The organism is Akkermansia sp. RCC_12PD, assembly GCF_036417355.1.
Lineage (GTDB): Bacteria > Verrucomicrobiota > Verrucomicrobiia > Verrucomicrobiales > Akkermansiaceae > Akkermansia.
Genome location: NZ_CP143889.1, coordinates 1,520,028 through 1,544,129, shown reverse-complemented (window position 1 = coordinate 1,544,129; position 24,102 = coordinate 1,520,028). Strand labels below are relative to the sequence as shown.

General features: G+C 49.6%; 22 protein-coding genes and 1 tRNA gene. 15 read left to right on the top strand and 8 right to left on the bottom strand.

Annotation, left to right across the window (positions count from 1 at the left end):
- Window positions 1–22: 22 nt before the first annotated feature.
- The 3 genes from V3C20_RS06450 (at window position 23) to vsr (ending at window position 3,346) form a co-directional block, all read left to right on the top strand.
- The gene (locus tag V3C20_RS06450; RefSeq protein ID WP_153812581.1) at window positions 23–190 is read left to right on the top strand and encodes a hypothetical protein; all 168 of its coding nucleotides are present in this window, start codon (window positions 23–25) and stop codon (window positions 188–190) included.
- Between the two features lie 93 nt (window positions 191–283).
- On the top strand, window positions 284–1,054 hold the full coding sequence (locus V3C20_RS06445; protein ID WP_161981242.1) for a PEP-CTERM sorting domain-containing protein: 771 nt from the start codon (window positions 284–286) through the stop codon (window positions 1,052–1,054).
- Window positions 1,055–2,929: 1,875 nt separating this feature from the next.
- Complete coding sequence (gene vsr / locus V3C20_RS13445; protein ID WP_130083329.1) at window positions 2,930–3,346, top strand: DNA mismatch endonuclease Vsr; 417 nt, start codon at window positions 2,930–2,932, stop codon at window positions 3,344–3,346.
- A gap of 10 nt (window positions 3,347–3,356) precedes the next feature.
- Here the strand turns inward: vsr and V3C20_RS06440 are convergent, their stop codons facing one another.
- From V3C20_RS06440 to V3C20_RS06425, 4 genes are all read right to left on the bottom strand, one after another.
- Window positions 3,357–4,442 carry a restriction endonuclease gene (locus tag V3C20_RS06440; RefSeq protein ID WP_130083330.1) on the bottom strand — a complete coding sequence of 362 codons (1,086 nt, stop codon included), beginning with the start codon at window positions 4,440–4,442 and terminating at the stop codon, window positions 3,357–3,359.
- Window positions 4,432–5,526: a DNA cytosine methyltransferase gene (locus V3C20_RS06435; protein ID WP_202975645.1), complete on the bottom strand. Its 1,095-nt coding sequence runs from the start codon at window positions 5,524–5,526 to the stop codon at window positions 4,432–4,434. The genes V3C20_RS06440 and V3C20_RS06435 overlap by 11 nt, the downstream gene beginning before the upstream one ends.
- Window positions 5,527–5,693: 167 nt before the next feature.
- A tRNA-Ser gene (locus V3C20_RS06430) sits at window positions 5,694–5,783 on the bottom strand.
- Window positions 5,784–6,179: 396 nt separating this feature from the next.
- Window positions 6,180–7,661: a beta-N-acetylhexosaminidase gene (locus V3C20_RS06425; protein ID WP_130083331.1), complete on the bottom strand. Its 1,482-nt coding sequence runs from the start codon at window positions 7,659–7,661 to the stop codon at window positions 6,180–6,182.
- Window positions 7,662–7,801: 140 nt separating this feature from the next.
- On the opposite strand from V3C20_RS06425, the gene ruvB reads away from it, so the two are divergent.
- The 5 genes from ruvB to V3C20_RS06400 all read left to right on the top strand — a co-directional run bounded on the left by ruvB (window position 7,802) and on the right by V3C20_RS06400 (window position 13,692).
- Window positions 7,802–8,821, top strand: a complete 1,020-nt coding sequence (gene ruvB, locus V3C20_RS06420) for a Holliday junction branch migration DNA helicase RuvB (protein ID WP_130083332.1) — start codon at window positions 7,802–7,804, stop codon at window positions 8,819–8,821.
- A gap of 121 nt (window positions 8,822–8,942) precedes the next feature.
- On the top strand, window positions 8,943–9,962 hold the full coding sequence (locus V3C20_RS06415; RefSeq protein ID WP_275124780.1) for a beta-ketoacyl-ACP synthase III: 1,020 nt from the start codon (window positions 8,943–8,945) through the stop codon (window positions 9,960–9,962).
- 33 nt (window positions 9,963–9,995) lie between these two features.
- Entirely contained in the window at window positions 9,996–11,126 is a 1,131-nt protein-coding gene (locus V3C20_RS06410) for a sulfite reductase subunit alpha (protein ID WP_130083333.1), read from the top strand.
- 158 nt (window positions 11,127–11,284) lie between these two features.
- Window positions 11,285–12,850 (top strand): sugar transporter, encoded by a 1,566-nt coding sequence (locus V3C20_RS06405; protein WP_130083334.1) that lies wholly within the window; start codon window positions 11,285–11,287, stop codon window positions 12,848–12,850.
- Window positions 12,847–13,692, top strand: coding sequence for a glycosyltransferase family 2 protein (locus tag V3C20_RS06400; RefSeq protein WP_130083335.1), 846 nt, complete (start codon window positions 12,847–12,849; stop codon window positions 13,690–13,692). The genes V3C20_RS06405 and V3C20_RS06400 overlap by 4 nt, the downstream gene beginning before the upstream one ends.
- Before the next feature lie 18 nt (window positions 13,693–13,710).
- Here the strand turns inward: V3C20_RS06400 and V3C20_RS06395 are convergent, their stop codons facing one another.
- The gene (locus V3C20_RS06395; RefSeq protein WP_130083336.1) at window positions 13,711–14,904 is read right to left on the bottom strand and encodes a glycosyltransferase family 4 protein; all 1,194 of its coding nucleotides are present in this window, start codon (window positions 14,902–14,904) and stop codon (window positions 13,711–13,713) included.
- Between the two features lie 199 nt (window positions 14,905–15,103).
- On the opposite strand from V3C20_RS06395, the gene V3C20_RS06390 reads away from it, so the two are divergent.
- From V3C20_RS06390 to miaA, 7 genes are all read left to right on the top strand, one after another.
- Window positions 15,104–16,066 carry a glycosyltransferase family A protein gene (locus V3C20_RS06390; protein WP_149874231.1) on the top strand — a complete coding sequence of 321 codons (963 nt, stop codon included), beginning with the start codon at window positions 15,104–15,106 and terminating at the stop codon, window positions 16,064–16,066.
- A gap of 165 nt (window positions 16,067–16,231) precedes the next feature.
- The gene (locus V3C20_RS06385; RefSeq protein WP_149874230.1) at window positions 16,232–16,498 is read left to right on the top strand and encodes a hypothetical protein; all 267 of its coding nucleotides are present in this window, start codon (window positions 16,232–16,234) and stop codon (window positions 16,496–16,498) included.
- A gap of 65 nt (window positions 16,499–16,563) precedes the next feature.
- Window positions 16,564–16,923, top strand: a complete 360-nt coding sequence (locus V3C20_RS06380; RefSeq protein WP_130083339.1) for a hypothetical protein — start codon at window positions 16,564–16,566, stop codon at window positions 16,921–16,923.
- Window positions 16,924–18,343: 1,420 nt separating this feature from the next.
- Window positions 18,344–19,489, top strand: a complete 1,146-nt coding sequence (locus V3C20_RS06375) for a glycosyltransferase family 4 protein (RefSeq protein WP_130083340.1) — start codon at window positions 18,344–18,346, stop codon at window positions 19,487–19,489.
- A complete protein-coding gene (locus tag V3C20_RS06370; RefSeq protein WP_130083341.1) occupies window positions 19,489–20,079 on the top strand; it encodes a DapH/DapD/GlmU-related protein in 591 nt (196 codons plus the stop codon). The genes V3C20_RS06375 and V3C20_RS06370 overlap by 1 nt, the downstream gene beginning before the upstream one ends.
- 73 nt (window positions 20,080–20,152) lie before the next feature.
- Complete coding sequence (locus V3C20_RS06365) at window positions 20,153–20,458, top strand: acyltransferase family protein (RefSeq protein ID WP_130083342.1); 306 nt, start codon at window positions 20,153–20,155, stop codon at window positions 20,456–20,458.
- Window positions 20,459–20,862: 404 nt separating this feature from the next.
- Window positions 20,863–21,747 carry a tRNA (adenosine(37)-N6)-dimethylallyltransferase MiaA gene (gene miaA / locus V3C20_RS06360; protein ID WP_161981679.1) on the top strand — a complete coding sequence of 295 codons (885 nt, stop codon included), beginning with the start codon at window positions 20,863–20,865 and terminating at the stop codon, window positions 21,745–21,747.
- Here miaA and V3C20_RS06355 read toward each other — a convergent pair.
- The 3 genes from V3C20_RS06355 to V3C20_RS06345 all read right to left on the bottom strand — a co-directional run bounded on the left by V3C20_RS06355 (window position 21,742) and on the right by V3C20_RS06345 (window position 24,083).
- On the bottom strand, window positions 21,742–22,221 hold the full coding sequence (locus tag V3C20_RS06355) for a hypothetical protein (protein ID WP_295874956.1): 480 nt from the start codon (window positions 22,219–22,221) through the stop codon (window positions 21,742–21,744). The two genes, miaA and V3C20_RS06355, sit on opposite strands and share 6 nt — an antisense overlap.
- A gap of 4 nt (window positions 22,222–22,225) precedes the next feature.
- The gene (locus V3C20_RS06350; RefSeq protein WP_149874307.1) at window positions 22,226–23,512 is read right to left on the bottom strand and encodes a hypothetical protein; all 1,287 of its coding nucleotides are present in this window, start codon (window positions 23,510–23,512) and stop codon (window positions 22,226–22,228) included.
- Window positions 23,513–23,894: 382 nt separating this feature from the next.
- Window positions 23,895–24,083, bottom strand: coding sequence for a hypothetical protein (locus V3C20_RS06345; protein ID WP_130084319.1), 189 nt, complete (start codon window positions 24,081–24,083; stop codon window positions 23,895–23,897).
- Window positions 24,084–24,102 lie beyond the last annotated feature (19 nt).

Below are 24,102 nucleotides of genomic sequence, written 5' to 3'. Positions count from 1 at the left end.
AAACTCAAAATCGAATACGATTATGGAAAACAGCAAAGTCTTAACGCCGGAAGAAGATGAAGAACTCAAGGAACTTCAATTGAAAGGAATCAAACTGGCCCAGCAGACGAAAAGCGCCTCTAACAGCTCTTGGATAAAATCGCTTCTGCTCAATCAAAGAAGACCGAGTTATAGAACAACACTCATCTGACGTCGCGTTGATTCGTCACAATGCCACACACGAGGTGACTCAGTACGACATCAGTTTTTCGACTTTAATAAAACACATAAACAATAAATGACTATGAAAACTATCGCTATTTTATTATTCGCAGGAAGTATCTCTCATGCTGACATAGTAACCATTTATAGCCCAGGCGCAGACGATTATACTCCAGTTAGTCCTCCTTCGTATGTTATATGTACTTCTTTTGATTTTACTCTTAACAACTCGACTTGGTTGACAACTTCTGAAACATTGCCAGATTCAGTACTTTTACAGAATCTTACCATTTACGGAAGACAAGTTGATAAAGGTTTTTCTGGAGGTTTAGGTATTGCTATTTTTCAAAAAAATCAAACATCCACATGGGATCTTGTAGGCAAATCATCTTGGAATAATGCTCCTTATGGACCAGGAACTCTGGTAGGTTCAAATCCATTCGATTTTGAAGATCTTAAACTAAGTACTAATGTTACGTATACGGCAGTCTTCTATGGAAAGAACAGTACCTTCAACTATCTTAAAGAGGGAAGTACAATCACCAGCCTGGAAGGCACAACAAGTTCTATAATAGAATGGGCAGATACACCAATTGCGGCACCAGCTATTGGTGTTACGAGTACTAATTCGCATGAGAATATCTATAAGGAAAATGGAACTCTTTATGATGAAACAGATAAGGTTCTTATGCCTGGTTATGAGGATTATGGGATATATATATCAGGACTAGACCGTTTGACGCCAGTTATCTCATTTACACTCGAAACTCTACCTAACGTACCAGAACCGACTACATCATCACTCAGCCTCTTAGGTCTCGCAACTCTTATGATGCATCGTCGTAGAGTTTAATCACTCAATCAAACATTCCTTCAAAGAAACAAGGTGAGATCTGTCTATAGGTCTCACTTTGTCCTATCTTATCATACCCATACCATCTACCGTATACCCTACCTCATTCCATACACTACCCCCATCAAATCAAAAGTGCGCCCCAATTATCAGTCTATCTCTGTCTAGTCTCAACATATACAAAGAGGCTTTCATATGAAGGGGAGACTTTCCCAAACGCTCCAAAAATTGTTTTTCTAAAAAATGAAATTCTTTTTCTGCATTAGGAAATGTTTCAATGGGAGAAATGAAGAGAGCCCGCCCCCCCCGGCGTCTAGGAAAAATGATTTTTTTTCACCTGTTACCCCCCCTTCCACTTACTTTTTCTATTGAATGAGACCGGATGAAGCCTGCTTTGTATGCTATGGAGTTCTTTTTAATTCTAAATTAATTTCTACGGATTTAATTTATAAAAGGAATATATTTTCCAGGGAAGAGCCCGGATAATTCTTATAAATGATTCTGGAATTGTTTAGAATAAAACAGGAAAGAACACCAGGAAGACTCTTTTAACTTTCTGTGAAATGTTTACGGGAACATACGGACAAGGAAACAGAAATTATTTAATGATATAAAAATAAGTATATTATGAAAATTATGGTCTCATACACTGTATAATACAAGGAGGTTGGTAGGATTGTTATTCCTTTTTCCAATAGATTGAAAAAATAGAAGAAAAAATCTGCTTACAAATTATAATTATTTGATAACAAATATATTAAAACAGAAATAGATCTTATTCAATATGAGTGCGGGGATTGGCGGGAGGGGCAATTGAGTTTCTTATCTGTTGCATCCGTCGAAAGAATACTGGAGATAGGATTGGAGAAAGCTTTTTCTTTTTATCCGATGAAATCAGGAATGCCTTTTTGGAAAAGGAAGAGTCGAAAGGGTTCTTTCCATTCACTCCCTCTTTTTGTCTATTGTATGAGACCGTATCCCAGATCTAATTCTAAATTGGTTTCTACGGAATTTATTTAGAAAGCAGGATGATCCTAAGCCCCCCTGCCAAAAAATCCGTACAATCAATTCTGGAGATATTCAGAATAAAATGACCAGCGTATAGATGATTCCCCGTATACTGTAGTCTGCATTTCCTTAAACATGGATTTCCCAAGTGATCCTGTCCAATGAAGTACTGGAACGTAAAAAAAGGCTTATAAAAACGTGTTTAAAATTTACAAATATATTGCAATAAGCAAGTTATGAAAAATATGGTCTCATACAATGTATATTAAAGATAAAGAGAGAGTTTTCAAATGTATACCTCTGTATTCCATGTATTGTTTCCCCGGAAATCCCATAGAATTCACATGCAATTGGAAACAAATAAGTTATAAGAAAAATGATCTCACTCAATGTATGAATATAATAAATGGAGGAATTACCAAATGCATGATTATGTATGACCGGATTCCAGGACTTCCAAGATCAATCAGTTTTGTAGGAAGGCATTTTTTAATAAAAATCATTCCAAATAATTAATCCTAAGATGGTTCTTATGGAAGTTGTTCAGAATATTGAGGCATGACTTAGAGATTGCGGGAAGGTTCCTGAAGAGATTTAGCACGAGATAGTCAACTATGGACAGTGATTCAGAAGAAGAAAATCCTGATTGGAACAGATTTTGGAGCTGCAATCCCAGTGCAGATAATCCTCATGAGTTTGGAGAATGTATGGAGAATTGGCATGATTACGAATGGAGAAAGGAACAGGAGGAGAGATGGATTGCAGAAAGAAAGTGGCGGAGTGGGAGAAATTGGGTGAAACGTTGGGAGACAGGCCGCCGGAAGATGTAGTATTGTAATGACTACACAATTTTGATAAGCTCAAGACATGGATGTCTTTTCTCCAGAGAAGCGAAGCCAAGTGATGTCCCGGATCAGAAGCAAGGACACCAAACCTGAGAAAATTATCCGGTCAATTCTTCACAAACTAGGTTTTAGGTTCCGCATCAACCGTAAAGATCTTCCTGGAAAACCGGATATTGTACTCCCAAAATACAGAACAGTCATTTTTGTGCACGGCTGCTTTTGGCATCAACATGAAGGGTGTAAAATAGCTTCTAAACCCAAAAGTAATTCGGAATATTGGAAGGTTAAATTTACAAAAAATATAGAGAGAGACAAGAAGAACCAGGAGAAACTTAAGTTGATGGGATACAGAGTTATTATTATCTGGGAATGTGAGGCTAAGGTAATTCAGAAGAGTCCTGAAATACTGAAATCCATGTTACTGATAAAGCCTGAATAACAGGGATCATTTAGGGGATTTGTTCCATGAATGCTTCAAAGAACTTATCTCCAACTTCCTGGATATCATAACGGTTAATTAAAGAATAAAGTTCTTCTACATGAGAATAGGGTAGGTACCACATTTTCATTCCATCACGTTTTTCCTTTTTTGAATGGGAAAATACAAAATTACGTTGGGCATCATCTGCGACAATAACCCAGTGCATACCTGCAAGTTTTGGCGCTTTTTTCCTGAAAATATCCATCCTGCCGATTCCACTGTCCACCCCTGTTGAATGCTCGATTTCCATGACAAAAGGCATGGCAGTGTTGTCTTCGGAAAACCAAATGCAGTCAATTAATCTACCAGCAGATGATGCATCAGGGAAAGCTTTCAGTAATGGAATGCTGCTCAAATCCTTGATCATTCCTGGAAAGTTACTCAAGAGCTCGCCCTTATATTTGATACTTTGATCGTTAGCAGCAACATAAGGGCGATATCCCAGTTTTATACCTATTTGTATCAGTGCAATTTGTATTTGAGCATGCCGCCTTCTAACTTCAATGGGTATGTCGAGTTTAACTGCAGGAGCTTCCGTCGCAACGTCTGAAAGCTCAATAGCCTCATATATTGCTGATTGAGTAGGTATCTCTGAAATTGTGTAGTCAACATCCTTTGTGCAAATCTGCCCCAATGGATGCCCTTCATTAGGCAGGTATATAAGGTGTTTATGCCCTTCCTTTTGGACAATTTTACCATCATTCAACTGCTCCAAGCGTCCTGGCCAGCAAACCCAGAAATTGGATAGATGAGCAACTAACGCTTCCAATACTGACCTTGCATTGTATGAAGCCCCAACTGCACGGTCTATATTAGTAGGAAGTCCACTTTTCAAGGCCAACGCATACCTTTGCACAAAAGCATACGAGATATTTTCATTTTTTGCCGAATCCAAGGAGTCTTGCTGTGAACACCGACGGAAAACAATTCGTTCGTAACCAATTACTTGGACTATACGAATTTTATTTTTTGTTACAGGGTTGACATAGGTATACTCTCTGTCAACAGGAAGACGCCTCAGTTGGTCAAACAGGAGATTCGCATCAAGGCTCATTGCTGAGAGAGGCTAGCATAGATTTGAGTGTCTTTGCAAGCCCCTTTGCCAGAATGAAAGGTACGCCATTTCCTATTGTTTTGAACATTGAGCTCAAACTCATATCATCAGGGAAGGAAAATTCTTTCGGTAGTGTCTGTATTGCCAACGCTTCTGCTACAGTAATTCTCCTAGGTTCGGTAGGATGAATATGGACCTCGTTATTCCCATAACAAGCAGTGGGAGAAAACTGGTTCCTATGCAATCGTTTTCCACTTTTCCGAGAATCGTCCCCCTCTTGTATTGTAAGAAATTTAGATAATGCGGCCCTAGGAACAAAGCCTCTATTATTAGGATGTTCTGTTACTTTGTTTAGCTCAAACCAGTATTGAACAGTTTGATCCCTAGGTGTTTGCTCCTTATTCTTGATTAAAAATGAAGCATCTCTCTGGGCGTATTTCTTCCAGGGAAATTGTTGTTCGCCTATTTCTCCTTCCGGCAGTCCTAATTTTGACCGCAACGGTTCGCTGAAGCCAATCAAAATAATACGTTCCCGGTGCTGAGGTGCACCATATTCCAAAGCATTGACAAGCCGTTCCGCCATACTATACCCAGCATTCAAAAGGTCATGTTTCAATTCATCGAAAAAAGCCCTGTGTTTAGCTGTACGATACAATCCTTTTACATTTTCAAACAGAAACCAATCAGGTTTTTCTTGAAGTATTATATCTATATATGTCCTTGATAATTTTCCATTTTCACCATGTTTCCCTGCCTGTTTTCCGGCGACACTAAAATCGGGGCAAGGAGGACCTCCAATAAATCCGACTAACCCCTTACTTTTAGATGCTTTAACTTGTTCTGAAAATGTACTATTAGATAAAAATTCTTCGACAGAGCATAAATGATGTCCATATTTTGGGGGCTTAATTTTAAATTTTTCCCGATTATACTGGTATGCCTTTAAAAAGTCCGCATTATATTCATTTACTAGTTCAACTCTAAATCCTTCTGATTCAAATCCAAGATCTAGAAATCCTGATCCAGAAAAAAAAGAGAAGATACTACCTAGAGCCTTCTTAGAATGAAAATTACATTCAGTCACTAGAGAAGTATAGCAGATTTAGAGAGATTCGTAAACACTGGAAAACTAGAAAACTCCATTTACCGTGACCAGTAATGATGGAAGTAATTTCCCCATTTCTTCCCCATAACCCTGTAAACAAAAAAACGCAATATATTGATATACAACATATTGCGGTGAAAAATTAATGGCGGACAGGGAGGGATTCGAACCCTCGGTACTGTTGCCAGTACACACACTTTCCAGGCGTGCTCATTCGACCACTCTGACACCTGCCCGTTGATAGATTGTGTTAGATAGGAAAGCGGGGGTAATGTAACGGTAGAAGAGAGACTTGGCAATCTTTTTTTCACTCGCAAGACGTTTTCCTGTTTTCCACAGGCTCTTTTTACATTTCCAGCCGTTACTTGAAAAGGGGGAAGATGGTAGTATTGGAGAGATCCTAAAGGGAAGGTGGTAAAGGCAGGGTCAAGGCCATGGCCTGAACCATAAGAGAATCTATGTATGCTATCCAAAAAGCAGGCCTCCGTTATCCACAGAGGCCTGCCATAGAGCAAAGGAGAGTTTTCTCACGCGTACTCCTCTTTTTCTAGAAAGGCACAGAATATTCTCTTATTTCCATGTTTACGCTCTTAGCCTTATGAAGAAGGCTTCTGCTTTTGCCAATCCGGTCCTTATTTCTTCTCCGGGCGTTCGAGGCTGATACCCCATTTTTCCTGCATGAATTTTTTGTGGAATTCCAGTTTGTCCTTGAAGCGGTTCAGGTTTTTTATCTCCTTGGGGGACCACGCGGTTTCCACAAGGGCCAGGGCGCGCGGGTAAGCCTGGTAGAAGACGCGTTCGATGTCCGGCAAACGTTCCGCCCACAGGCAACAGTCTACGCCGCGCACCCGTTCCGTTTCCTTCGGGGAGAGGCCTGCTAGAGGTTCAAAGGAATACACGTTTTCCAGCGTGTTGACGGGCATCCAGCCCGTGTCCGGCTGGCCGGAAGGCCAGTCGCCGGGAAGCTGGGGATAGTCAAAGTAGCATTTCCCGTTGGGGGCGCAGATAACGTCCACTTTGTCGCCCGTGGTGTTGGCTACCGTTTTAGGCGTGTGGCCGCCTCTCCACGTGGTGACGATTACTCCGTCCGGATATTTGCCCATGGGTTCATACCAGAAGACGGCCGTTTTCCCGCGGCTTTTCAGCATTTTGGCGCACCGGGTGAAGAATTCCACCATTTCCTTTTGAGCGGCGGCTTTTTTGTTTTCTTCACGGATACCGGCTTTTTCGCGGAAGTCGGCGCATTTGGGGCACTTCATCCAGTTGTCCTCCGGGGCTTCATCCCCGCCCAGATGCACGTATTGGGACGGGAAGATGTCCTTGAGTTCATTGAAGACGGCGTTGTAGAATTTCCAGACATCCGGGTTGCCGGGGCATACCAGGGTGTAGGAGATGCCCGCATTCGTGCGCACTTCCAGCTTGGGGTTCGGGAAGCAGAGGAATTCCGGATAGGCGGTGCAGAGGGCCTGATTGTGGCCGGGCACGTCTATTTCCGGGATGATTTCAATGTTCCGGGCAGCGGCATATTTCACCAGCTCCTTGAGCTGTTCTTTGGTGTACATGCCTTCGTGGGGCGTTTTGTTGCCAAAGGTTTCCTTACGTTTGGAGGCCACGCTTTCCAGCTTGGGGTACCCGGGCACCGGGAGGCGCCAACCCTGGTCATCCGTGAGGTGGAAATGGAGCTTGTTGAATTTGTAGAAGGACATCACATCAATGAATTTTTTGACGTCCTCCACCGGCACGAAGTGGCGCGCGGTGTCCATCATCATGCTGCGCCAGCCAAACCGGGGCTTGTCTTCAATGACGCCACAGGGTATGCCGCCGTCCTTGTACTGGGCCTGGAGCTGTTCCAGCGTGTTTTTAGCGTAAAAGAGGCCCGCGCGGTCGCCTGCCTGAATTTCCACGCCCTGCGGCTTGATGGTGATTTTGTATCCCTCCGGCCCCAGGGCCTTGTTGGCGGCCTGCTTGAGGATTTTGGGGGATTTACAGACGCCGGAGGAAGTGCTGATTTCGACCGGTTCCGGGATGATTTGATAGGGACGGGATTCCACGTCGCCGGCGGCAAAAACGCTGCCGCCTATCGCCAGCAAAAGAGGTAGGATACGCCATTTCATTGCGCGCGATTGTGACGGAACCGCATTGCCTCCGCAATCAAAAAAAGACCATAGGGTTCCGGCATGTCCCGGAAAAGACGTTTCCCGCCCGCACTTCCATCTTGACGGATGCCTCAAAGACGGGTTTGCTAGTCCTGCGCATGGGAGAGTCCTTTTACACACGCACCACGGAGACACCCCCCTCCGCCTTTGATTTGTCCCTCAGGCCGCCCGCCTTCAGCGAGTTCCGCGGGCAGGAGAAGATCAAGGACCGCCTGATGCTGATGGTGGAAGCCGCCAAACAGCGCGACGATGTGCTGGACCACATTCTGCTGAGCGGCCCTCCGGGCCTGGGGAAGACGACGCTTGCCAATATTATCGCGAATGCCGTCGGCTGCCGCATCCATACGACGTCCGGCCCCCAGATTGAGAAAGCGGGGGACCTGGCCGGCGTGCTGACCAATCTGGAGAAGGGGGATATTTTGTTCATCGATGAGATTCACCGCCTGCACCCAGCCATTGAGGAGTATCTGTACCCGGCCATGGAGGATTTCCGGCTGGATATTATTATCGACCAGGGGCCGAACGCCCGTTCCATCCAGTTGAATCTTCCCAAGTTCACCCTGGTGGGGGCCACCACCCGCGCCGGCATGCTGACCAGCCCTCTCCGTTCCCGGTTCGGCCTGGTGAACAGGCTGGATTATTATACGCAGGAGGATCTGTGCGCCATCATCGAACGTTCCGCCGGGCTGCTGAACGTTCCCGTGGAACCGGCAGGCGCGCTTCAGATCGCGCTGCGTTCCCGCGGTACGCCGCGCGTGGCCAATTCCCTGCTGCGCTGGGTGCGGGACTTCGCGCAGGTGCGCGGCAACGGCATCATCACGGAGCAGCTGGCTCATGACGCTCTGACGATGATCGAGATTGACGACGACGGCCTGGACGAGATGGACAAGCGTCTGCTGGAGGCCATGATTTACAAGTTCAACGGCGGTCCCGTGGGCCTTTCCTCCCTGGCCGTAGCCGTGGGGGAAGACGCCTCCACGCTGGAGGACGTGCACGAGCCTTTCCTGATTATGCAGGGGTACATCAGCCGCACTCCCAGGGGACGCGTGGCGATGCCCTCCGCCTATCTCAAGATGGGCGCCACTCCGCCCGCCAACGGCCAGGGATGGCTGTTGTAGAACACCCCTTTACGGCATGGCAGGAGTCCTGCGTTTTGTGCTGGTCATGGGGCTTCCTTTCTTTTAGACTGTTTCCACATTAAACGTCAGGACGTTTTCTGTTCATCATACGCCTAAAGCTATGGCCGCAAATTCTGAAATCGCTTTTAAAAGACTGCCCGTCAAGATCATCGGCACGGGTTCCTATGTTCCGGAACGCCGCCTGACCAATGCGGATCTGGAAAAGATGGTGGACACTTCCCACGAATGGATCATCGAACGCACGGGCATCGTGGAACGCCGCATCGCCGCCCCTGACGAGTACACTTCCCACATGGGTACGAAGGCCGCCCAGCGCGCGCTGGAGTCCTGCGGATTGCAGCCGGAAGACATCGACCTGATCATCGTCTCCACCATCACCCCGGATACGTTCACGCCCGCTACCTCCTGCTACATCCAGGATGCCCTGGGGGCCAGGAATGCCGCCGCCTTTGATATTTCCGCCGCCTGCTCCGGCTTCCTGTTCGCCATGAAGACGGCCGTACAGTACCTGGGCACCGGCCAGATGAAAACGGCGCTCATCATTGCCGCGGAAAAGCTTTCCACCGTCGTGAACTGGGAGGACCGCACCACCTGCGTCCTGTTCGGGGACGGAGCTGGCGCCGCTGTGCTCCAGGCCGCCACGGGGGAAGAGGGGGAAGGCTCCATCCTGGCTACGGACATCGGCACGGACGGCTCCCTGCATGACCTCCTCCAGATTCCCGGAGGCGGCTCCCGTTGCCCCACCACGGCGGAGAACGCCCATGAACGCCTGGCTACCCTCGCCATGCGCGGGAAGGAAACCTTCCGTCAGGCAGTTCCCCGCATGAAAGATTCCGCCGCCAGTGTGATTGAACGCGCCGGCCTGACTTCCGACGAGATCAAACTGATCATTCCGCACCAGGCCAACCTCCGCATCATCAATGCCGTGGCCCAACGCCTCTCCATTCCGGAAGAAAAAGTATTCATCAATATTGAAAAATACGGCAACACTTCCGCCGCCGCCGTAGCCATCGCCTTTGACGAGGCGCGCCGCTCCGGCAGGTTCGGCAAGGGGGACAACGTCGTCCTGGTTACCTTTGGGGCAGGACTGACATGGGCCGCCGCCGCCATCCGCTGGTAATCTCCTTTATTCATCCAGACTTTATTCTCACACATGACTACCGAACCATACGGCAAGAAGAATCCGTTTCCCGCACCCGTACTTTCCGTCAAGCACCTCACCGCGGAAGACAGCCCCAAAGAGACCATCCACATTGAATACAGCCTGGACGGCTCCGGCCTGGAATACATCGCTGGAGACGCTCTGGCCGTTATTCCCGCCAACGATCCCGCCCTGGCGGACGCGCTGATTGAAAAGCTCGGCTTCTGCCCATGCTCCGCCGTCCCTACTCCGGACGGCGAAAGCACCGATCTGCGCGAGGCTCTGATCAACAATTACGACATCACGAACGTCAACAAGGCCCTGCTGACCAAATGGGCGGTGGCCTCCGGCAGCCAGGAACTGGAAACGCTTCTGGCCGGGGACAAGGAAACCCTCAGCAATTTCCTGTGGGGCCGCGACGTGCTGGACCTGGCCATGGAATATCCCGCTTCCTTTGAATCCGCGGAAGCTTTCGTAAGCATGCTGAAGAAGATCATGCCCCGCCTGTATTCCATCGCTTCCAGTCCGAACGCCCATCCGGAAGAAGTGCATCTGTGCGTAGGCGCCGTGCGCTATACGGCGCGTGACCGCAAGCGCGGCGGCGTCTGCTCCACCTACATGGCGGACCGCCTCCAGCCGGGACATACGGCCAGGGTATTCGTGCATACCAACAAGAATTTCCGCCTGCCGGAAGACGGGGATACCCCCATCATTATGGTTGGCCCCGGCACCGGCATCGCCCCTTTCCGGGCATTCTGGGAGGAACGCACCGCCTCCGGCGCCAAGGGCGGCAACTGGCTGTTCTTCGGCAATCCGTACAGAGCCACTGATTTCTGTTATGAAGACGAGCTGAACCGGCTGACCGGCACCGGCAAACTGAAATTGTCCGTGGCCTGGTCCCGCGACCAGGAGAAGAAGGTATACGTGCAGCACCTCATGGTTCAGGAAGGCGAAGAGCTCTGGAAATGGCTGGAAAACGGCGCCTGTTTCTACGTCTGCGGAGACGCTGCCCGCATGGCGAAGGATGTGGATGCCGCCCTTCATGAAGTGATCCAGACCTGGGGCCATAAAACTCCGGAGGAAGCCGCGGAATATGTGGCGGACATGAAGCAGCACCGCCGTTACCAGCGGGATGTGTATTGATTTGGACCATGCCTGCGCTTTCAACTCCTTCCATTTATGCGAAGGAGTTTTTTATTAATTCTTTATTTAATTTTTTTGACAATTCCCCGTTTTTCTTCCGCCAGTAATCATTTCTCCTGACTGGATTTGTTTTCTCAATATGCCGATTCAGCTTTAACATGCCAAAATCCCGCGTCCAAAAAAGCATTCTAAATGCCCGTGTCAGTTTTATTTTTTATATTCTCACACTGGCATGTACGTTTTTTTCGCGCACTATTTTTCTGAAATCGCTTGGAAGCAATTTTCTGGGGCTGATCGGCACTCTGCAAAATATTCTGGGATTGATGAATCTGGCTGAACTTGGCCTGGGGGCAGCCATCTCGTTCGCCCTTTATAAACCATTGCAGGAGAACAAAAAAACTGACATCAGCGATATTATCTCCTTATTTGGATTTTTTTATAAAAAAATAGGGGTATTTGTTTTTGGCGCAGCTATTATCCTCAGCGCGTTTTTTCCTCTGATCTTTCGGAACAGTCCTGTTTCCTACGGCGTTGTTTATAGCGCCTTCTACACATTCCTGTTTTCGTCTCTGCTCAGTTATTTCGTCAACTACACGCAAATCCTGTTTGTTGCCGATCAAAAGAATTATCTGGTCGCAGCCTATTTCCAGACAGCCAATATTCTCAAGATACTGCTTCAGATGGCTCTGACCTGGAAATACGGCAATCCGTACATCTGGATTGCCATCGAATTATCTTTCGGCATTTTATACTCGCTGATATTAAGGTGGAAGGTGCGCCAGGTCTATCCCTGGCTGAAGACATGCACCAGAAACGGCGCTGCCCTCAAGCGCCAATATCCCGATATCCTGATCCGCACTAAACAGGTTTTTATCCACAAGATCAAGGATTTCCTGTTAATGCAAAGCGACCAGATTTTTGTCTTCGCTTTCGTTTCTCTTTCCATGGTTGCCTATTACGGCAACTATACTCTCATCACCACCCGCATTACGGGGCTGTTCACCACCACTATGGACAGTATCACCGCCGGGATCGGAAATCTGATTGCAGAGGGCAACCGGCCAAGAATACTGTCCGTATTCTGGGAACTGATGGCTTTCCGGTATTTCCTGGCCGGCATCATCGTCTTTTGCAGCTACCATCTCATCAATTCTTTCATTTCGCTGTGGCTGGGCAGTGAGTACATTTTGGAAAATTCCATTGTGGTTCTGCTGATGATTTACGTATTTATCATGATTACCCGCGGCACGGTAGATATGTTCAATACGGCTTTCGGTTTGTATGCAGACACATGGGCCGCCTGGACGGAAGTGATTCTCAACGTCGGCATTACCGTTGCCACAGCCTTTTATCTGGGCATCAATGGTATTCTGCTGGGCAAGATCATCAGTACAGCGCTTATCATTGTCCTATGGAAACCCTATTACCTTTTTTCCCGGGGATTGCAAACTTCCTACCTGCTGTACTGGAAAAAAACTTTTCCCCTTCTGCTTGCCTTTGCCATTTTATACACGGCTTTTCATTTTATCAGCAAACCTTTTCTTACGCTTTTCCCCAACCACAGTTCCTCATTCGGTTCATGGCTGTCCTACGCAGTCTGCCTCTGCGCGCCTTTCTCGGTATGTTACGGCATTCTGCTATTATGCATCAGCCAGGGCGCAAGAGACCTGCTACGCCGCTTCCCCTATAAATTAAGATCATCAGGTGCCACCAAAAAAACATGAAGGACACTCCTCCCAGATTCAGCATCGTCACCATCAACCTGAACAACCGGGCAGGTTTGGAAAAAACCATCCAAAGCGTCATCAAACAGGAATGCACCGATTATGAATATATCATCATTGATGGAGGTTCTTCAGACGGCAGCGCCGAAGTCATCAGAGAATACCAGGGCGCCCTCTCATACTGGGCCAGCGAACGGGATACCGGCATTTACAATGCCATGAACAAGGGGCTGAAACAGGCACATGGGGAATATGTCTGCTTTCTCAATTCCGGAGATTGTTTCTATTCCTCTCAAGTTCTTGCCGACATGCACCGGAAGGGAACTGCTCCCGACGTGTTTTGCGGAAGGGTAATAACGACAGGGGGGTCAGGCGGGAAGGCATCCCCGCCGTGGAGAAATGGCACCCTGTATTTCATCATCAAAAACTTCTGCCACCAGGCGGCATTCATGAGAACACGGCTTTGCCGCAAGCATCCGTTCGATGAGACTTACAGAATTTGCGCTGACAGGAAAATGCTGCTTTCACTTCTGTTTCATGAGTCAGCCACGTTCAAGCCCATCAACGAATTTATCGCTTATTTTGACACGACGGGCATCAGCCACACCGCCGCGGCAACCATGCTTAAGGAAGACGCCAGATCCCTGAAGGAGACCCTGCCGGCCGCCATACTGGATGACTACCGGCTTTTGCTAGCCTCGCCCATCGCCCCTTATTATATGGATATGCTGCTCAATTTCAGAACTCCGCAGAAAAATACAGCCTTTTTCCTTGCCCGCATCTCTCGAGTTGCAGCCAAATACCTTCTTCTCCTCAGTTCCCTGTGTTCGGCCCGGAAATAAGAAGCCGCCTTCCTTTCCCTAGCCGCAGAGTCCGTTTTGAGCGCTTCCCCGCAAGCGTTCCAGCCGTTCCCGATAGGCTTCAGCAAGACGCCCGGCGTAGGCTTCCCAGGTATTTTCCGAACCGCCAAACGCTGCATACGCCTGCTCGCCCAGGCTGTGCACCAAGGCGGGGTTGTCGCACAGTTCCCTCATGGCCCAGTAAATAGCCTCCGCATCGGCGGCAGGGATGATCCTGGCGGACCTGTCATCCAGCAGCGTTGTAGCCCCGGATTCGTGAGTCGCAATGATGGGCAACCCCACAGCCATGGCTTCCAGCAGCGAACGGGCGAACCCCTCTTCCAGGGAAGGAAGTATAAACGCCGTACACGAGCCGAGCTGGCGCGCCAGTTCCTGCTGGGCTACGGACCCATGATGATACAAATGCGGGCAGGTTTTCCATTTCTCCCACAGCAGCCGGAAATCGGGCCGGATGCCTCCGTATACATGCAGCTCCGCATCGGGATATCGCTCGACCAATTTCTGAAAAGCCAGGAAAAGGTACTGATGGCCTTTCCGAACCGTCAGGCTCCCCGTAATGATGAATTTGGGGAAGGAAGGGATGTCTTCCTTTTTTCTTTTGAAAAAGAGGGAAGTGTCCGCGCCAAAATGATTCAGCAGGCATTTTTCCGGTGAAACGCCATTGGCCACCATACTCTCCATAACATAGGTACTGGGACATAAAACACAATCGGCCCGATGAATTTCCCGGTTCATGCGGCTCCACACTTTTTCTCCTACGGGAATCCGGAAACCGGGGGAATAGATATCCGCCTCCCGCTGCCAATAGCCGCGTTGCGTAGTGGGATGCCCGTTCATGGCTTCGAACACCTTTAGAATGGTTCTTCCGGAAGCTTCAGCCAGGTCAAACACAGGCGTACAAGAACCCATCGGGCACTGCACGACATCCACATCGGCAGGGAGCTCCTGCCTCCTTACCCAACAATCATAAAGCCAAAGGCTCCTCCACCTCATCTCCTCTTCAAGATAAGCAGGGGCAGCATGGTAAAAAGGCTTCATGCCCAAATGGTAGGGCCAAATGCGCTTATATTTCCCAAGGGGAAGCCCCCTGTTTTTGCTGCTCACCCACATGCCGGACAAACAGCCCAGCTTCTCAAAGGAAGCAGCCGTTTTGTCCATATGCCATGAGGCCATGCCGGAGATGAGAACTTTCATGAACGTATAACAGTCAAACTTTCCCTAAAGGAATTAGAGACAATATTCAAGAAGAACTTTTCCCGTTCCTGCGGGAATCGTCGATATTCCCTTTCTTTGCCATTGACCACGAATAGGAAATTTCTATAGTACCGCTTATACTGTATTCTGCGCAGTTTAACTTCAAGCCTCATCCGGAGAAATATTCCGTAACATAACAATGCCTTCCCGCGTCCCTTTTTTCAGTATTATTATCCCCGTCTATAATTTAGTGGATTATATTCAGGAGACGCTTTCGGGAATTAAAGACCAGTTGTGGGATGATTATGAAATCATCATCGTTGACGATGGTTCTACGGACGGCACGGCAGAACTGCTGGACAGGCTTGACAATCCGCGTCTTACCGTACTCCATCAACGTAACAAAGGCGTATCATGCGCGCGCAATATCGCCATCAACGCGGCCAAAGGCACTTATATTGCCTTTCTGGATGGAGACGACATATGGCTGCCTGAGCACTTAAGCCACGCCGCCCATTTTTTTCAGGCTCATCCCAACGCAGCATGGTACACGTCCAACTATGCCAAGAGCTTTTCCCCCGAACAGGATAAAAAAAATATTCATCCCGGAGAACAGCCCGTTTTACGCCTGTGTCATTATTTTACCGACCATAACTTTCGGATTCATACATCATCGACGATCATCCGCCGTGACGCCATCCCGGAAGGGGGCATGTTCCCCGAGGATCTCCGCTATGGCGAAGACCTTGTCGCATTTGCGTCCATCGCCTCCCTCCACCCCATAATCGGCGTCAATGACTCCATCACCGTCCTGTACAGGCAAAGGCGGGATTCCGCCGTGTACACCCCCATTGACCTGAATACGAAAGTGGAGCAGGATGCCGCCATTTTCAGGCATTTCATGGCCATCCCCACAAACCGGGAAGACGCACGCGCCGCCATGAATTATTACCAAAGCATGTCCCAGGGCTTCTGGATTGACCGGATCATGTGCAGCCGGCTCAACGCGTGGCTGCCCTACATTCGTGAGAGAAAAGCCATGACGGGCACCCTGACCAGCCTCTGGATTGCTCTGTTCGTTTCATTCAACTGCCTGAATGTCATCATTTTTTCATTACCTCTCCTGTTGCTGCAAAAGTTAAGAGTCCGGCTGCAAAAATAAAACGAGAACGCCTGCCATACATATTTCCCGCATCGCGCGATCCGTGTCCGTCGTATGAATTCCGCTCCGTTTTACCACCTGCACCTTCCCTCTCTTCCCTGCCAGGCCCAATGATTGTTCCATGAGAAAATTCGGCATTTCCGCAGGCAGCAAAACACGGGCCAAATGCCTGCCGCAGAAAAGCGAACAGCCCTTGCACGGGAATACCGGCAGGATTGCGGCGGCTGTTCCCGTATTTTCCCGGCATCCGTCCGATTTTCAACGCCATCCTTCATCACGGAATACCGGCTCCAGTCATTTTCCTTCCAGCGGGTCATTCCCATTTCCTTACATTCAGGAATTGCGCTGCATCCGGAAATGTCCGTCCGTAAACGCTTTCCAGAACACGTCAACGTTTTAGACCTGATGACTTCCCCGGCGATTCGTTTATGAAAGTCGATACCATTAAGGGAAGTTCTTATGCAGTAACTTGTACAAAAGCCTGTACCGTTCGCGCTGTGTTAAACACCGGCGGGGATTCCATGCTTATTCTGGAGGCGCAGGAAAAAGGCCAACACGGTTTTACGGCTCCGACGGATTCTGTGGAAGTATCCGTCGGCGACGCCCTGATCACAAAGGCTTCCAAAACAGCCGTTCCGGGATTGTCCGTCCGGGGCGGCATCCTGCCGGGAGAAGATGCCGTGTTGAAGCACCTGACGGCGGAGCCCGGAACTTTTACAGGGTCCATCAATGACAACGGGGGCATCAACATTCGCTGGCCGTGGGCGCTCCGACGGACACGGCGGCGGTCAGCCGTCTTTATGCCGCGGGGCTGGCCTTGGCGGCCGAGTGCTTTTCCCACCCGTCTTATCCTGTGAAATCTTCCTGTTCCGCCACCGGAGGCTCCTCATTTGATGAGGCCGTTGCCCCTGTCTCCATCGGGTTGCGGGTGCCTGCGCAAACAGCGGTCTCGGCTAGGATCGGGTTTGCCGAATCGGGCCATTCCTATCATAATTATAGCGGGACGCGCGGTTTTGCGCTGCCGGTTTCCCTGTCCCAGGTTCCTGCAAGGTGACGCTGCCTGTTTATAAGGTCCCCGCCGTCTTCCTCGCGGGGCTGGGGATGGATTCTTTCACGCTTATTCCTTCCGCCTCCGGTTCTTTTTTCGGAGAGATTCTGGATATGACGTTCAATCCCGCGCGTGACGCCGTTGCAGGTGGTTACCATGTACGCGTCCGGGAGGTTTACTGGTCCAATCAGGAGGCCGGGATGAAGGTGAAAAGAAGCATTCTCTTGCCAAGGCTGCTGGAAACCAGCGGATTCCCCTGTGCGTCGCGAAGATTGTTTATGAACAGTACCAGGATGGACAGATAGATACTGAGGAACGAGGGGCACTGTGTCTGGTTCATTCCGGCTCAACGACACCCCCCTGCATGAAGATAGCGACGGTGCGCGGGACACATTGCTTTGAGAGCAATTTCCTGGGGAAAGTTTACCTAGATATTGACAATTCCGGCACAACGGGAATCCAGCAAGTATGAATAGGGACGCTGACTCAGCATGTCGGCCTGTCCGGCCTGAACCCGGCGTATTACGGGTTTTCCACCATGGAAATCAACGCCATTGTGTCTGAGTCCGTAGAGGATTTCAGCGCCACGGAGGCGTAAGAAAATCATTCACGGATCGCCGCACGGGGTTTTCCCGCACTTTCCTTCGCCATCAGGTTGAGTACCGCCGCGTCAAATTGCTGACCGGAAGGCGCAGTTTATCCATCACGGTCAGGGGAGCTGAAGCAGGCCGCCTCTCCGGCAGGAAAGCAAAAGGATATGCCAGAGATAACGCCGCCTTAAACGGGAAAAAGATTCCAGGCTGAAGCATGAATAGCTGTTGGCATATTAGACAATTCCAAAGCGTCTTAAACAGCCTCTCCCCGGAACCGCATTGCCTCCAACCGCCGAATAAAAAACAAACTCACAACTTGCCCCGTATAAGGAAGAATCCGGTAAAGATTCATACAGCGTTCTTGCTTTATTCCTCCTTTTCATTTATGTTGTTGCTCATGAGCAAGGGGCGGCACTTCATCGCTGCGTACATTTCCCCTCCACGCAGACCTGGATGCCTGTGAAACGAAACACAGCGTGAACTCCCTGAACCGGGATATTCACCTCATCGCCCGTCTGCTGGATTCAGGATTTTTTATAAGTTTCTCCATCCGCAAAAAAAGTCTTCGTCCGTATCCTGCTCCGTTCGCAAGCGCTTTGCTATCCTCCACCTCCGTCCAACTCTATTCTTCAAGCCATGCCGACTAAACGCCTTCGCCCCGTATTAGCCATAGCAGCCGACCTGCCACTTGGCCGGCTATTGGCTCCCTTTCGCGACAAGGATCAGCGTACAATTCCCTGGCTTTTTGCCCTCTTCCATGCCTTGGAATACCAGAAAGATTTTGATATCCATTGGATTACAATCAGTAAAGATGTTTCTACCGGGGAGACTATCCACACGCACAACCAAACTATCCACATCCTTCCCCTGGGCAGTATGGGCAAAAATATCCTTACAGCCCATTTTCTAACGGTTCGGAGGATACGCAAAACCCTGAACGGCATACGGCCGGATCTCCTGCACATATGGGGCGTGGAACAGGCTTACGCGATGGCGGGAAGAACCTTCCGGGGAAAGAAGCTCCTTTCCTACCAAGGCGCCCTTACCGCTTATTGCCAGCGCGCGCCGCAGGCTTTTCTCCTGCATATGCAGGCGTTCTGGGAACGATTGGCCGTCAGGCATTATGACCTGATTACATGTGAATCTCCCTGGGCGTGCGACCGCGTTGCGGAGATTGCTCCCCATGCCCGGCTTTCCTGCATGGAATACGGAGTGGAGCCCTCCTTCTACCATCTTGCCAGAAGACCTTCTCCAACACCCTCCTGCTTCTTTGCCGGAACTATTTATGAATTGAAGGGCATCTCCTACCTGGTGGAGGCTTTCTCGCATCCGGATCTTGCGCATATCCAGCTATTCATTGCAGGCAGAGGCGCTCTCAGAGAACGTCTGGAAGCCCAATCTACGCCTAATATCCACTGGCTGGGCAGCATTTCCCGCCCAGAACTCCAACAGCATCTCTCCACAGCGTGGTTCCTGGCGCATCCCACCCTGGCGGACTGTTGTCCCAACATCGTGAAGGAGGCAAGAGTCATGGGCCTCCCGGTAATCACCACGGCGGAAGGGGGGCAGGTCCAATATGTCAAAGATGGAATATCGGGATACATCATCCCAGTCCGCGACAGCGGAGCCATCAGGGAAGCCGCACTGAAACTTTCCAAAGACCTGGATACGGCCCTTTCCATGGGAATGGAGGAACATCAGGAATGCCGCCGTCTGCTTGACGCAGAGCAAACAGCGGCTGATTGCCTCTCACGTTATCACACCATGCTGCATTTACGCTGATGAAATTATTCCTTATCCATCTGCTCTCCGGAATAGGATGCCTGCTCCTCAAACTCCGGGGAGTGCGTACCGGAACGGGCGTCATCCTGTCCGGACTGCCTCGGATCAAAAAATTCCCGGGAGCTTCCATCACCATCGGCAACGGCGTCACCATCCACTCCATGGCACGGATGAATCCGGTTCTTTCCCATCATGCCTGCCTGGCGGCTCTTTCACATGAAGCCCGCATTACTCTGGAAGACGGCTGCGGCGTCAGCGGAGCCACTCTGGTCTGCGTCAACGGCATCCACATAGGGCGCCACACCTTGATAGGCGCAAACGCGCTGATTCTGGACAATGACATGCACTATCCCCTGCGCGGCGCCAGATGGGGGAATACCTGGGGACAACCGGAGCAGGGGCGCCCCATTCATATCGGGGAAGGATGCTTCATTGGCGCCAGAGCCATTATTCTGAAAGGCGTCACCATCGGTCCCGGAGCCGTGGTCGCCGCGGGAGCCGTCGTCACCAGAGACGTTCCCTCCGGCTGTCTCGCCATCGGCAATCCCGCAGAGAACAAACCTCTTCCCGAACGCCTCAAACATCCTTGAGAAACACCGGGAGCCATCTACCCTTGAACATTTCTCTTGCCTGCCTCAGGACTGCCAAAAGGCAGATTCTGTCATGACATCTCAAATTCCTCAAACAAATCTTTCTGATAAAAACGCATCATCCCAAGAACATTGGATTGACATATCCAGATTTCTTGCAGCATGCCTGATTGCATGTGTCCATACGCCGATTTTTTCTTTCGCCAGCATGTTCCGGCTGCCGGTGTTCAATGGCTGGGTGGCATTCTTCCTGATTTTGGCAGCCTATTTCATGGGTCGAAATAATTCCTGGAAAAAAGCGTTCAAACGGCGTTATACGCTGCTCATCCCCTTTCTTTTCTGGAACAGAGCATCTCTTTCCTCCCTTCAGGAGTCATGAATATGAGAGGACAAAAAAGTCTGGGTTGGCCGACTCTTTTAAGAAATATGGCCATCGTTAAAAAAACAAGGAAATTTACAGCCCTGAAACAACCGTCATCATTATCATTCCACTGCTTATTACCAAAAAGGATCGCGCACAGAAATATTCAAAAAATGCTGTTCAAACAGGATTTTGAAAAAATGTCCGTATTCCTCCCCTCTATTTCTTACTTCCGGGAAAGGATACCAACCTTTACACTTAGGGCGCCCTGCATCTCAACGCCCTGAAATATGAAGCCATCTCGTCTTCACTTTACCCTTTTCTTCAACAGCTTTTAGGTATCTCACGGAAACAACAAGCACTATCCGCCATTGCTCCATGTTATGATTGAAACTTTTCCCCCCAACAAAATAGCGTTTCCCATGACCTTGTTCCTGGCAGGTCCCACCGGGTCGGGAAAATCCGCCGTGGCTGTGGAACTGGCGGAAATGCTGGGAGCAGAGATCGTCAGTTCGGACGCCTATCAGGTCTACCGGGAACTTCCCATCCTGACGGCGGCTCCTTCCCCGGAAGATCGGGCGCGCATTCTCCACCACATGGTTTCCATCATTCCAGTCCAAATGCCCTGGGACGCCACGGAACACTACCACCGCGCCATGCGGTGCGTGAAGGATATTCATTCCCGCGGAAAAACGGCCATCATCACGGGCGGTTCCGGCCTGTACTTCAAATTCCTTTCTCACGGCCTGTCGGAAGCGCCGCCGGGGAATGCCGCCCTCCGCGCCTCTTTTGCGAACTATTCCACGGAAGAATTGTACGCCAGGCTGGCTTCCCTGGACCCGGAAGGTGCAGTCCTGACCAATTCCTCCAATCGGCGGTATGTGGAACGCAATCTGGAAATTGTCCTTGCCGGAGGAAAACCCCTCTCCTTCTGGAAACGGAACTGGCTGAAGCCGCCTCGGGGGCCTGGCTGGGCCATCACCAGGGAGGTTCCGGAACTGGACAGCAGAATCGCTCTCCGCGCCGCGCGCATGATGCAAGAGGGAGCCGTGGAAGAAATAGCCACCCTGGGGCCCTGCTCCGCCACGGCGGAACGGACCCTGGGTCTAGCATTAATACGCAGCATGCTTCGCGGGGAGATTACTCGTGAAATCTGCCAAGCGAAACTGGCTCTTGCCACCCGGCAATACGCCAAACGCCAGCGCACCTGGTTGAAACGGGAACAATGGCTCCGGGAATTGCCGGCCGATCAAAATTCTACCGCACGGCAGCTTGCAAAACGCATCATGCAGGATCTGAAGTCATGATTTTTCGCCGTGTAGCAGTAGCTTTTTCCGTCCAGCCACTTCAATTCCATTTTTCATGCCACTGTTACCGAACCCGGTAAAATGCTTGAAAAACGCCACGGCGGTATCAGCATCAATCGCGAACTTCGGATAATGTGCGGATGTAAACATGCGGCGTCCGCCTCCGGCATTAACCGCTTCCACCGTCAGAACTACGACTTCTGCAATATTCGAGGAATCCTGAAAATCTTCCTCTTCCAAGGCAGGAGCATCATGCAAACACGCCCACACCTGTCTGGCCTGCCAGTCATCCGACAAAACGCACAGGACAGACACTACTCCCGCAAACGCCTCCAGATAATTGGAGGGTATTTCTTTTTGCGTATAGCGGTCCGTGCGGATGTAACCCTCCGCATCCCGGTACACGGCGGTCATCGTAAACTCCTCCCACACTCCGGGCCGGGGAAACTGAATTTGTAATTGTCTTTCACTCATAACTCTAACTGGCCTGAATCAAACTGCACCACTCTCCCACAACAGTCCCTCCATAATACCGGGGAGCATGGACTCCCATAGCCGCATGCCATCCTGTCTTTGCCAGAGACAATCTATTATTGGATAGTACCCCACGATAGGAACTCCCTTCAAACGTCTCCGGCAAAACCTTATAGGAAACAAGACGGCCAACCTTCTTATCAAAACCAACCAGCCACACCCCGGAAAACTCACTCGTCATGGACAAGGCCACCCCCCGCAACGCAAGACTGTCAGGAACTGAAGAGCGATACTCGGTATTGACGAGACTGTTGGAACCACGATCCCACCAGAACATGCGGACAAACACGCTGCACTGAGCATTGGCCGGACGGCCAATCTGAACATCAACCCAATACCTCATATAATCCGCGGGCGTGACAAACGGATCTCCATCCAGGCTCGCGTAATCCGCATTGAAAGCAACATTGCCGATGGCGATGGAATCGAAACACCGTCCAAACCCCAAACCGCAGGACATCGGAAAATAGCAACTCGTCAAGCTGTCGTAATCGAAATTGAAATAGTCAGGACTGATCTGGGAAAACTCGGCCGTGGCTACTGTCCATGCCGGCATATTATCTCTGTTGGCAGCCCACCAAAAACGGTCCAGAAGCACGCCAAAGGGAACAGGGTCGGGAGACTTGAAATAAGTCCTCAATGGAGAAAACTCCATCTCCTGAAGAAGCTGCACCTCGCGGAATCTGGCCGCCTGCGTGTCCATGGATGGAGCTACGGGAATATTAATCCCCCCGTTGGCGTTCACAGTGCTGGAAAACGTACCTCCCTGGGCTGTCAAATTCTTCAGAACAGCATCCTCACCGTTTTTAATACCGCCGTCTTGGGCAGACAATCCCAAAACGGCGCCCTTAAAAGTCTGCGTTACAAGGGCATTCTCATCGGAGACCTCTACGGTTTCCGTAGGAGCGGTAAAACAGAATTGTCCGGCAGCAGTTACTTCCAGTATGGTGAGAGACCTCTTTCCGTCATTGAGAATGGCTTTCACGGTACAGCCAGTTGTACAAGTAAGGGCATAATGCGCCCCCGGTATGGTGTTTATTTTCATCGAACGGATTTCAAAGTAACCAATGCGGCACTTCATCCATTCTGCCACGTGCTGGAGTATAAACGGTAACCGTATATTCTCTCCATAATAGGGAAAACTGCAAAGGAGTAAAACAAGCAGCAAAAAAATAAAAAACGCCTTTTTGGCGGAAACAAATAGAACATCAATCTTATAACTGAATGCCATGGAAACAAATATGGTCACCAGCTCCAGCAGAAAGACCAGCCAAAATCATTTGAACAATAAAAAGGTCACTCCATAGATCAGATCAACGGCCCTTTTTGATCAAATAAATCCCTGCATGGCATCAATCCTTCCATCCATTGTCCATAATACCGCAAATAATCATATCACAACTTGTTGAAATTCAAAAAACTAATTAAAAAATAACATGACAGCAACGCATAAAGTATCCAGAACGCTATGCATACGCCTCCACCTAATTTATTCAGCCACATGGTAAAAGCATTTAAAGTCAATTAATAATAAGACGGATCGAAAACAGCCCGGACAGCACCATGATCAAAAAAGGCAGTTTCTCAAAAAAACAGTCTTTCCATAAATCGTATCAGTCGCCTAAATCGCAATCAGACAAAAAAATCATAAATTCAAATCTTTCCAGACGGTTATCTTCCCATACGGAGGACTTCACCTCCTGAAACACTGGATCCGTCCGCCACATCCCTTCCTTCTGACCAATGGGAAAGCCTTTCCCATCACGTAATGATGCCACTTTTTCCTTGGCTTGCCGGGCCATATTTGATTTACAGGAGTTG

Bases quoted from the DNA above. Each gene is read 5' to 3' on its own strand.
- V3C20_RS06450 (WP_153812581.1), top strand. From the start codon at position 23: ATGGAAAACAGCAAAGTCTTAACGCCGGAAGAAGATGAAGAACTCAAG.
- V3C20_RS06445 (WP_161981242.1), top strand. From the start codon at position 284: ATGAAAACTATCGCTATTTTATTATTCGCAGGAAGTATCTCTCATGCT.
- vsr (WP_130083329.1), top strand. From the start codon at position 2,930: ATGGATGTCTTTTCTCCAGAGAAGCGAAGCCAAGTGATGTCCCGGATC.
- V3C20_RS06440 (WP_130083330.1), bottom strand. From the start codon at position 4,442: ATGAGCCTTGATGCGAATCTCCTGTTTGACCAACTGAGGCGTCTTCCT.
- V3C20_RS06425 (WP_130083331.1), bottom strand. From the start codon at position 7,661: ATGAAATGGCGTATCCTACCTCTTTTGCTGGCGATAGGCGGCAGCGTT.
- ruvB (WP_130083332.1), top strand. From the start codon at position 7,802: ATGGGAGAGTCCTTTTACACACGCACCACGGAGACACCCCCCTCCGCC.
- V3C20_RS06415 (WP_275124780.1), top strand. From the start codon at position 8,943: ATGGCCGCAAATTCTGAAATCGCTTTTAAAAGACTGCCCGTCAAGATC.
- V3C20_RS06410 (WP_130083333.1), top strand. From the start codon at position 9,996: ATGACTACCGAACCATACGGCAAGAAGAATCCGTTTCCCGCACCCGTA.
- V3C20_RS06405 (WP_130083334.1), top strand. From the start codon at position 11,285: ATGCCAAAATCCCGCGTCCAAAAAAGCATTCTAAATGCCCGTGTCAGT.
- V3C20_RS06400 (WP_130083335.1), top strand. From the start codon at position 12,847: ATGAAGGACACTCCTCCCAGATTCAGCATCGTCACCATCAACCTGAAC.
- V3C20_RS06395 (WP_130083336.1), bottom strand. From the start codon at position 14,904: ATGAAAGTTCTCATCTCCGGCATGGCCTCATGGCATATGGACAAAACG.
- V3C20_RS06390 (WP_149874231.1), top strand. From the start codon at position 15,104: ATGCCTTCCCGCGTCCCTTTTTTCAGTATTATTATCCCCGTCTATAAT.
- V3C20_RS06385 (WP_149874230.1), top strand. From the start codon at position 16,232: ATGCCTGCCGCAGAAAAGCGAACAGCCCTTGCACGGGAATACCGGCAG.
- V3C20_RS06375 (WP_130083340.1), top strand. From the start codon at position 18,344: ATGCCGACTAAACGCCTTCGCCCCGTATTAGCCATAGCAGCCGACCTG.
- V3C20_RS06370 (WP_130083341.1), top strand. From the start codon at position 19,489: ATGAAATTATTCCTTATCCATCTGCTCTCCGGAATAGGATGCCTGCTC.
- V3C20_RS06365 (WP_130083342.1), top strand. From the start codon at position 20,153: ATGACATCTCAAATTCCTCAAACAAATCTTTCTGATAAAAACGCATCA.
- miaA (WP_161981679.1), top strand. From the start codon at position 20,863: ATGACCTTGTTCCTGGCAGGTCCCACCGGGTCGGGAAAATCCGCCGTG.
- V3C20_RS06355 (WP_295874956.1), bottom strand. From the start codon at position 22,221: ATGAGTGAAAGACAATTACAAATTCAGTTTCCCCGGCCCGGAGTGTGG.
- V3C20_RS06350 (WP_149874307.1), bottom strand. From the start codon at position 23,512: ATGGCATTCAGTTATAAGATTGATGTTCTATTTGTTTCCGCCAAAAAG.
- V3C20_RS06345 (WP_130084319.1), bottom strand. From the start codon at position 24,083: ATGGCCCGGCAAGCCAAGGAAAAAGTGGCATCATTACGTGATGGGAAA.